We start from the raw sequence: 3,840 nt of genomic DNA, 5'->3' as shown, positions 1-3,840 counted from the left end.
GCCCCCTGGTCTTGAAAGGACTTGGGGAGGGCGCTTTTTGGATTTCCCTCCCCTTCCCTGCGCGAAATGCACCTTTCGCGCATGTATAATGCCCCATGGTCCCGCCGGACGGTTCCACCATCATCTGGAAAACCATCGGTGTTAGAAAGCCCGAAAAGGTCCTTGGGGACCTGGCCCCCTATGCGGAATACCTTCTCTTGGAGCGGGGCTACTCGGCCCGGGGGGTGCGGCGCTACCTCCAGGACCTCTCCCTGTGGCTCCGCTTCCTGGAGGAGGAGGGCTTTCCCCCGGGCCCCGAGGCGGTGCGGGCCCTGCTCATCGCCAAGCGCTGGGCCCCGCGGCGGGTGCAGGGGTTTCTCGCCGCCCTCCGGAGCTACTACCGCTACCTGCGGGAAATCCGGGGGGAGGAAGTCCTGGACCCCACCGAGGGCATCGGCCGCCCCAAGGCGGGAAGGCGGCTTCCCCTGCACCCGGCCCCCGAGGAGCTTAGGCGCTTCCTCGAGGCCCTCTCGGAGGAGAAGGAGGCCCGCCTTCTGGTCGCCCTAGCCCGCTTTCTCTACGGCACGGGCCTGCGCATCTCCGAGGCCCTCTCCTTGAAGGGGCGGAACCTGGTCCTCGAGGGCGGCCACCCCGTGGCGGTGCGGGTGGTGGGCAAGGGCAACAAGGAAAGGCTCGTGCCCCTTTCCCGCACGGCCCAGGGGGCTCTTCTGGAGCTGGGCCCGCCCCAGGGGAATGTGCCGATTTTCACGTTTCTTCAGGGAAGGCGCCGGGGCCATGTCCCCTCGGCCCGCTGGGTGGAGGCCAAGTTCCGGGAGGCCGCCCTGAGGGCGGGCCTGGACCCCAGGCGCTTCACCCCCCACAAGTTCCGCCACGCCTACGCCACCCTCCTCGTGGAGCGTGGCGTGGAGCTGGACGCGGTGAAGGACCTCCTGGGCCACGAGTCCATCGCCACCACCCAGATCTACCTCCACGCCTCCCGGGAGCGCCTCAAGGAGGCGGCCTCGAGGCTCCCCGAGCTCTAGGCGCCTAGGGCCGAAGGGGAGAGGAACTCTTGTCCCTTCGCCCAGGTTGGGCTGACCTAACAAACGACCGTTAGCCATGGACCGCCGCAACTAGATCCTCACCATCGCCGGCTACCTCTTCAGCCAGCGGGGCTACCACGCCACCAACATGCGGGAACTCGCCCGCCACCTGAACCTCCAGGGCGGAAGCCTCTACGCCTACATCCAGTCCAAGGAGGAGCTCCTCTTGGAGGTGGTGCGCCAGGCGGCGGAGAGGTTCCAAAGGGTCTTGGAGGAGCTTCCTAGAGGAAACCCCGCAACCCGGATGAAGGCCCTCGTCAAGGGCCACCTGCGGGTCATCGCCGAGGAGCTTCCCCGGGCCACGGTCTTCTTTCACGAGTGGAAGCACCTCTCCCCTCCCCTCCTCGAGGAGGCCAAGGCCCTGAGGCGCCGCTACGAGGAAGGCGTCCAGGCCGTGGTGGAGGAGGGGGTGCGGGCGGGGGTGTTCCGGGTGGAGAGCGTGCGGCTCGCCACCCTCTTCGTCCTTTCCGCCCTCAACTGGACCTACCAGTGGTACCGGCCCGAGGGTCCCCTCTCCCTGGATGAGCTTTCGGAAGCCTACGCCAGGCTGGTCCTCAAGGCCCTTGGCGTGGCTGCTTCCCCGGAAGGGGAACACAGCGAGGAAGGAGGCGAGGATGGTGAAGCTTAGGATCGGCTACCCCGAGGACCCGGACTACCAGGAGAGGCTAGAGGAGTTTGAGGCCCGGATTGCCCGGGGGCAGAAGATTGAACCCGGCGACTGGATGCCCGCGGAGTACTGCAGGCAGCTCATCCGCATGATCTCCCAGCATGCCCACAGCGAAGCGGGTGGAGTCCTACATGCCCCCCAGGACCCGCTACAGCCTCACCGAGGCGGGGCGGGAGCTGGAGGCGGTCATCGCCGCCATAGAGCGCTGGGCCCGCAAGCACCTCGAGGCCCCGGTGGCCTAGCCCGTCCCGGAGGCGTCGCCAGCAAGGGGCATCGTCAGTCCGCCGCCCCCGCCAGGTACTGCAGGTAGTTGGCCAGGCCCATCTGCTGGAGGAGCTCCCGCTGGGTTTCCAGCCAGTCCACGTGGGCTTCCTCGTCCTTGAGGATCTCCGCCACCAGGTCGCGGGTGCCGTTGTCCCCCAGGCTTTGGGCCAGGTTCATGGTCTCGTTGTAGCCCTTCACCGCCTGGAGCTCGCCCTCGTAGTCCTTGAAGAGGACTTCCTCCACGCTCTTGCCAATCCTGATCTCGGCGATGCGGCTTACCTCGGGGAAGCCCTCCAGGAAGAGGATCCTCTCAATGTGCTTCTCGGCGTGCCGCATCTCGGTGATGGCGTGGGCCTTGAGGTGGCGGGCCAGGGCCTTTAGGCCCCAGTTCTCCACCATCTCGGCGTGGACCATGTACTGGAGGATGGCGGCGAGCTCCTCGGAAAGCCTTGCCTGCAAGCTCTGGATGACCTCGGGGTGCCCTTTCATATGGCCTCCTCCCCTACTCTACACCCGCGGGAAGGAAGGCGAGGGTCCATCCCTGGAAGAGGCTGTGCCGGGGGGCCTCCTCCCTTGGGAAGTCCTCCCGGAAGTGGGCGCCCCGGCTCTCCTCCCGGGCCAGGGCCGCCCGGGCGAGGAGGCGCATGAGGAGGAGGAGGCTTCCCGCCTTGAGGCGGTCCCTACCGGCCCGGTCCACCTCCTCCAGGGGTACGGCCTCCGCCCGGCGGAGGAAAGCGAGGAGGGCTTCTTCGCGCCGCACCACCCCGAGGGCCTCCCCCGCCTCCTCCCTCAGGGCCGCCACCGCTTCCGGTGGGGCTAGGGGGGAAGGCCACTTCCCCCCAAAGGAGGGCCCCCGCCACCCGGTTCCCGGCGACGAGGAGGCTTAGGGCTTGGGCGGGGACTACGGGGCGGAAAGCCGCTCCAAAAGCCCTTGGAGGAGCAAAAGCCCGCTCCGGTCCCCGCCCAGGTGGAAAACCCTCGCGCGGGAATGCCCCCCTTCCCGGGTGGGCTCGGGGTGGAAGGGAAGGCCGAAGGCGCGAAGCCTTTCCAGGTGGCGGGGGGCTTCCTCCAAGATGGAGCGAGCCACCCCTTCCTCCACGAGGCCCCGGCCGGCGGTGAGGGTGTCCCGGAGGTGGGCCTCCAGGTCCTCCTCCCCCACGGGGAAGGCCACCCCCCCTTGGGCCCAGGGAGTGGAGCCCGCGGGGAGGGGGTCTTTGCTCGCCAGAAGGACCCGGGCTCCCCTTTCCTTCGCGGCCAAAGCGGCGTAGACCCCCGCCACCCCGGCGCCCAGGATAAGGAGGTCGGCGGTAAGGCGCTCCATCAGCCCACGGCCACCATGCACCATGGCCTCGAGGGCCCGCCTCGCCCGCTTCGCCACCTCCTCGGGCATCCGGATGGCGTGGCGCATCTCCTTCAAGGAAAGGTAGACCTTCTCCAGGGCGATCCGCTTCATGTACTCGCAAACGGCGTCGGGCTTCACCGGGAAGAAGGCCTTTTCCGGGGCCTCCTTTTTGAGGCGGTGGAACCCCGCGTGCACGTGGCACTCCCCGAGGAAGAGGTCCATCTTCCGCCCCGTGGCCCGGGTCACGTGGGCCCCCAGGAACATGTCGGGGACGAAGTAGATGGCCCGGTCCTCCGGGAGGCGGGAAACCGCCTCCACGGCGTTGGCGCTCGTCACGCGCACGTCCGCCAGGGTCTTGACCTCCGCCTTGGTGTTGACGTAGGCCACCACGATCCCGTCCGGGTGCTTCGCCTTCCAGGCCAGGACGTCCTCGGGGCGGATGCTTTCGGCGAGGGAGCAGCCCGCCTCGAGGTCGGGGAGGAGGA

Annotated in this window: 4 protein-coding genes and 4 pseudogenes; 4 read left to right on the top strand and 4 right to left on the bottom strand. The window is 68.3% G+C overall.

The features are described 5' to 3' along the window. The first annotated feature begins 95 nt into the window (after positions 1–95). The 4 genes and pseudogenes from ABJK26_RS09725 to ABJK26_RS09710 form a co-directional block, all read left to right on the top strand. Positions 96–1,022, top strand: a complete 927-nt coding sequence (locus ABJK26_RS09725; RefSeq protein WP_347242079.1) for a tyrosine-type recombinase/integrase — start codon at positions 96–98, stop codon at positions 1,020–1,022. A gap of 94 nt (positions 1,023–1,116) precedes the next feature. Further along, positions 1,117–1,710: a TetR/AcrR family transcriptional regulator gene (locus ABJK26_RS09720; protein WP_347242080.1), complete on the top strand. Its 594-nt coding sequence runs from the start codon at positions 1,117–1,119 to the stop codon at positions 1,708–1,710. Further along, positions 1,697–1,879, top strand: a pseudogene (paaA, locus tag ABJK26_RS09715) (1,2-phenylacetyl-CoA epoxidase subunit A); the annotation flags it as partial. The gene ABJK26_RS09720 and the pseudogene paaA, both read left to right, overlap by 14 nt. Then, positions 1,863–1,991: pseudogene (locus ABJK26_RS09710) on the top strand (winged helix-turn-helix transcriptional regulator); the annotation flags it as partial. The pseudogenes paaA and ABJK26_RS09710, both read left to right, overlap by 17 nt. A gap of 34 nt (positions 1,992–2,025) precedes the next feature. Here ABJK26_RS09710 and bfr read toward each other — a convergent pair. The 4 genes and pseudogenes from bfr to nadA form a co-directional block, all read right to left on the bottom strand. Continuing rightward, positions 2,026–2,502: a bacterioferritin gene (gene bfr, locus ABJK26_RS09705; protein WP_347242078.1), complete on the bottom strand. Its 477-nt coding sequence runs from the start codon at positions 2,500–2,502 to the stop codon at positions 2,026–2,028. 13 nt (positions 2,503–2,515) lie between these two features. Beyond that, positions 2,516–2,815: a hypothetical protein gene (locus ABJK26_RS09700; protein ID WP_347242077.1), complete on the bottom strand. Its 300-nt coding sequence runs from the start codon at positions 2,813–2,815 to the stop codon at positions 2,516–2,518. 99 nt (positions 2,816–2,914) lie between these two features. Then, positions 2,915–3,256: pseudogene (locus ABJK26_RS09695) on the bottom strand (FAD-binding protein); the annotation flags it as partial. An 87-nt stretch (positions 3,257–3,343) separates the two neighbouring features. After that, positions 3,344–3,840: pseudogene (gene nadA, locus ABJK26_RS09690) on the bottom strand (quinolinate synthase NadA); the annotation flags it as partial.

This window comes from Thermus sp. (assembly GCF_039793865.1).
Classification (GTDB): Bacteria; Deinococcota; Deinococci; order Deinococcales; family Thermaceae; genus Thermus.
The sequence above is the reverse complement of the archived record's forward strand: the minus strand, read 5'-3'. Positions and strand labels throughout refer to the sequence as shown.